Annotated in this window: 7 protein-coding genes; all 7 read left to right on the plus strand. The window is 53.1% G+C overall.

Going from position 1 to position 3260, the window contains the following annotated elements:
• The coding region (locus QI197_07850; protein ID MDK2373271.1) for a hypothetical protein at positions 1 to 249 on the plus strand (249 nt) is incomplete at its 5' end.
• A gap of 14 nt (positions 250 to 263) precedes the next feature.
• The gene (locus QI197_07855; protein MDK2373272.1) at positions 264 to 986 is read left to right on the plus strand and encodes a 30S ribosomal protein S4e; all 723 of its coding nucleotides are present in this window, start codon (positions 264 to 266) and stop codon (positions 984 to 986) included.
• A gap of 4 nt (positions 987 to 990) precedes the next feature.
• Positions 991 to 1551 (plus strand): 50S ribosomal protein L5, encoded by a 561-nt coding sequence (locus QI197_07860; GenBank protein ID MDK2373273.1) that lies wholly within the window; start codon positions 991 to 993, stop codon positions 1549 to 1551.
• A 14-nt stretch (positions 1552 to 1565) separates the two neighbouring features.
• Positions 1566 to 1730, plus strand: coding sequence for a 30S ribosomal protein S14 (locus QI197_07865; GenBank protein ID MDK2373274.1), 165 nt, complete (start codon positions 1566 to 1568; stop codon positions 1728 to 1730).
• An 11-nt stretch (positions 1731 to 1741) separates the two neighbouring features.
• Positions 1742 to 2134, plus strand: a complete 393-nt coding sequence (locus QI197_07870; protein ID MDK2373275.1) for a 30S ribosomal protein S8 — start codon at positions 1742 to 1744, stop codon at positions 2132 to 2134.
• 16 nt (positions 2135 to 2150) lie between these two features.
• Complete coding sequence (locus QI197_07875) at positions 2151 to 2702, plus strand: 50S ribosomal protein L6 (GenBank protein MDK2373276.1); 552 nt, start codon at positions 2151 to 2153, stop codon at positions 2700 to 2702.
• 1 nt (position 2703) lies between these two features.
• Positions 2704 to 3090 carry an eL32 family ribosomal protein gene (locus tag QI197_07880; protein MDK2373277.1) on the plus strand — a complete coding sequence of 129 codons (387 nt, stop codon included), beginning with the start codon at positions 2704 to 2706 and terminating at the stop codon, positions 3088 to 3090.
• Positions 3091 to 3260: the final 170 nt, after the last annotated feature.

The raw sequence follows: 3260 nt of genomic DNA on the forward strand, positions 1-3260 counted from the left end.
AAGCTTGACCTCAAGGATGATGCTAGGACAAAGATACTAGAGAGGAAGGGAGTAGCCGAGGAGGAGATGGAGGAGACTATCGAGGAAAAGGAGATGCCTGAAGAGAAAGAAGGGCAGGTAGAGGAGGGAACTCCTAAGGAGGGCGAGGAAGAGACAAGAATAGAGATGGAAACTAAATCAGGAGCCGAGACTGAAGGAGTAGAGACCCAAGAGAGCCAGAGCGCACTGGATGTGGAATCTGAAGGATAGGGAGATGAGTGATTATGGGGAGGATGGGAGGAAGCAGGCATCTAAAGAGACTTGCGGCTCCTGGCTACTGGCCTATAGCCAAGCGGGAAAAGGTCTGGGTGGTGAAGCCGAGACCGGGCCCCCATCCCATGGAGCAGGGGTTCCCTCTACTCGTAGTGGTCAGGGACATCTTGGAGCTGGCCACCACGGCTAGAGAGGCCAAGAGGATCATCTTCATGAAGAAGATCTGGGTGGACGGCAAGCCTAGGTACGATTACAAGTACCAAGTGGGTCTAATGGATGTGATCTCAATACCGGACTTGGGTAAGCATTACAGAATAGTTCCTGATCCCTTCAAGTTCCTGAGGCTTGTGGAGATACCCGAGGCAGAATCGAACCTCAAGATCGTCAAGGTGATGGGTAAGAGGACTGTTAGGGGAGGGAAGATACAGCTGACCACCCATGACGGGAGGAACTTCCTGCTGGGGCCTGATTCGGACACGGCTAAATCGATCAGGGTCGGCCACTCTCTACTGATAGAGGTACCATCACAGGAGATAAAGCAGATCTTCCCGCTTGAGGTGGGAGCTGTTGCCGCCATGATCAGAGGGAGGATGGCGGGTCACATAGGCACCATAAAGGAGTTGGCGGAGTTCATCGAGCTGCAGGACTTGGAGGATCCCAACCTGATATACAGGGGAACCTCGGAGAATGTGCTGGTCGTCGGGAGGGAGAAACCAGCCATAAAGGTGAGGTGATTCCATGACTGTTGAGCTGGCTGACGCCATAGAGGAGAGATGGAAGAGCAACCCCATGCTCATGCCAAAGGTAATGGCAGTGACCCTGAACATAGCCGTCGGCAGGAGCGGGGAGGTACTCCTGAGGGCCGGTAAGGTGCTTGAGGAACTTACCGGACAGAAACCCGTCCAGAGAAGAGCTAAGAGGACCATCAGAGAGTTCGGAATAAGGAAAAGGGAGCCCATAGCCGTCACAGTGACTGTCAGGGGTAAGAAGGCTCTGGAATTGCTGGACAGGGTGGCTGATGCGGTTGATAGGAGAATCAGAGCCAGCGCCTTTGATGAGTTCGGTAACTTCGCCTTCGGTATAAAGGAGCACATAGAGATCCCCGGGGTTAGGTACAAGGCCGACATAGGGATCTTCGGCATGGACGTCATCGTGACCATGGGGAGGGCTGGCTACAGAGTAGCTAAGAGGAGGATAAAGCGCGCAAGGATACCTAGGAGGCACAGGCTGACTAGGGAAGAGTCCATGGCCTTCGCGGAAAAGTACTTAAGGCTGAAGGTGGTGTCCGATAGCGAGTGAGGTGAGGGGGTAAAATGGCGAAGCCGAGGAGAAAGGTGAGGATCAAGGGAAAGGGCGCTTACGTGTGCAGGAGATGCGGGAGAGTGGGGAGAGGCATAATCCGGAAGTACGGTCTCTACCTCTGCAGGCAGTGCTTCTTGGAAGTGGCTCCCCTCATGGGATGGAAGAAGTACGAGTGAGGTGGTCGCTGATGACGAGGCTAGATCCATTGGCCGACGCTATGAGTACCCTGACCAATGCCTCTAGGGTCGGAAAGAGGGAGACCGTCATAAACATAGCTTCCAAGCTCATAGGAAAGGTGCTCAGGATACTCCAAGAGGAGGGCTACGTTGAGGAGTTCGAGTACATAGACGATGGAAGGGCCGGGAAGTACAGGGTCAGGTTGAAGGGAAGGATAAACAAGGCGGGAGTCATAAAACCGAGGTTCTCGGTGAAGAAAGATGAGTTCCTGTACTGGGAGAAGATGTACTTGCCAGCAGAGAACGTAGGGGTCATAATAGTCTCCACCAACCAGGGAATCATGAGTCACAGGGAGGCGAAGAAAAGGGGAATTGGAGGGGTCCTCCTCGCTTACTGCTACTGATACTGAGGTGATGGAGATGGGCAGGTTCCCTAGAGTGGTCACTCAAGCTCAGGAGATTGAGGTCCCTGTGGTAGAGGGTGTTGACGTGGAGGTGGATGGTTCCAAGGTCGTGGTCAAGGGCCCAAAGGGTAGGCTCGAGAAGAAGTTCCACGAGGAATTGGTGGAGATCGTTAAAGAGGGAGACAAGGTCAAGGTGAGAGTCTACGGTAAGAGGAAGTTCCATTATGCTTACTTGGGGACAGTAGCGGCCCACATCAAGAACATGATGAAGGGGGTCACCGAAGGCTTCTCCAAGGAGATGATAATAGTGTACGCCCACTTCCCGATGAAGGTCGAGGTAGACGAGAAGAGGAAACTCGTCGTGATAAATAACTTCCTCGGGGAGAAGGCTCCCAGATACGCTAAGATCGTCGGGGATACTAAGGTGAGGGTTGAAGGGGACAGGATATATATTGAGGGCATATCAAAGGAGGATGTCGGGCAGACGGCGGCCAACATCAGGCAGGCCACTAGAATAAAGGCTAAGGATCCGAGGGTGTTGATGGACGGTATCTACGTGGTGAAGTGAAATGACTGAGTCGAGAGTGGAGGAAAATAGGATTCTCTTACAGAGATTGAAGAAGGAAAAACCTAGGTTCCTGAACCTAGCTAGATACTGGAGGTTGGGCGCTGTCAAGAGCTGGAGGAAACCTCGGGGGATAGATAACAAGCAGAGGCTGAAGCTGAAGAGCAGGCCCAAGCAACCGGTGATCGGATACAAGAATCCTGATGAGATCAGGGGCCTTCATCCCTCGGGCAGGAAGCCCGTTATAGTGCACAATGTGAAAGAGCTGAGGAGCGTGGCCGAGGAGTACGGTAACGAAGCTGTAATCTACATAGCGGGTACCGTGGGGGGAAGGAAGAGGGCCGCCATAAGGGAGGAGGCGCGGAGACTGGGACTCACCCTAGCCAACTAGAGAGGTGATGCAAGTGAAACTGGATTACCAGAAGAGGCTGGCTGCCAAGGTGGCTGGTGTCGGCTTAGACAGGGTTAGGATAAACCCTGAGAAGATAGAGCTCATACAGGAAGCGATAACTAGGAGCGATATAAGGAGACTGATAAGGTCTGGGGCCATAGAGATACTGC

This window comes from Thermoproteota archaeon, from assembly GCA_030130125.1.
Lineage (GTDB): Archaea > Korarchaeota > Korarchaeia > Korarchaeales > Korarchaeaceae > Korarchaeum.

Bases quoted from the DNA above. Each gene is read 5' to 3' on its own strand.
- QI197_07855 (MDK2373272.1), top strand. From the start codon at position 264: ATGGGGAGGATGGGAGGAAGCAGGCATCTAAAGAGACTTGCGGCTCCT.
- QI197_07860 (MDK2373273.1), top strand. From the start codon at position 991: ATGACTGTTGAGCTGGCTGACGCCATAGAGGAGAGATGGAAGAGCAAC.
- QI197_07865 (MDK2373274.1), top strand. From the start codon at position 1,566: ATGGCGAAGCCGAGGAGAAAGGTGAGGATCAAGGGAAAGGGCGCTTAC.
- QI197_07870 (MDK2373275.1), top strand. From the start codon at position 1,742: ATGACGAGGCTAGATCCATTGGCCGACGCTATGAGTACCCTGACCAAT.
- QI197_07875 (MDK2373276.1), top strand. From the start codon at position 2,151: ATGGGCAGGTTCCCTAGAGTGGTCACTCAAGCTCAGGAGATTGAGGTC.
- QI197_07880 (MDK2373277.1), top strand. From the start codon at position 2,704: ATGACTGAGTCGAGAGTGGAGGAAAATAGGATTCTCTTACAGAGATTG.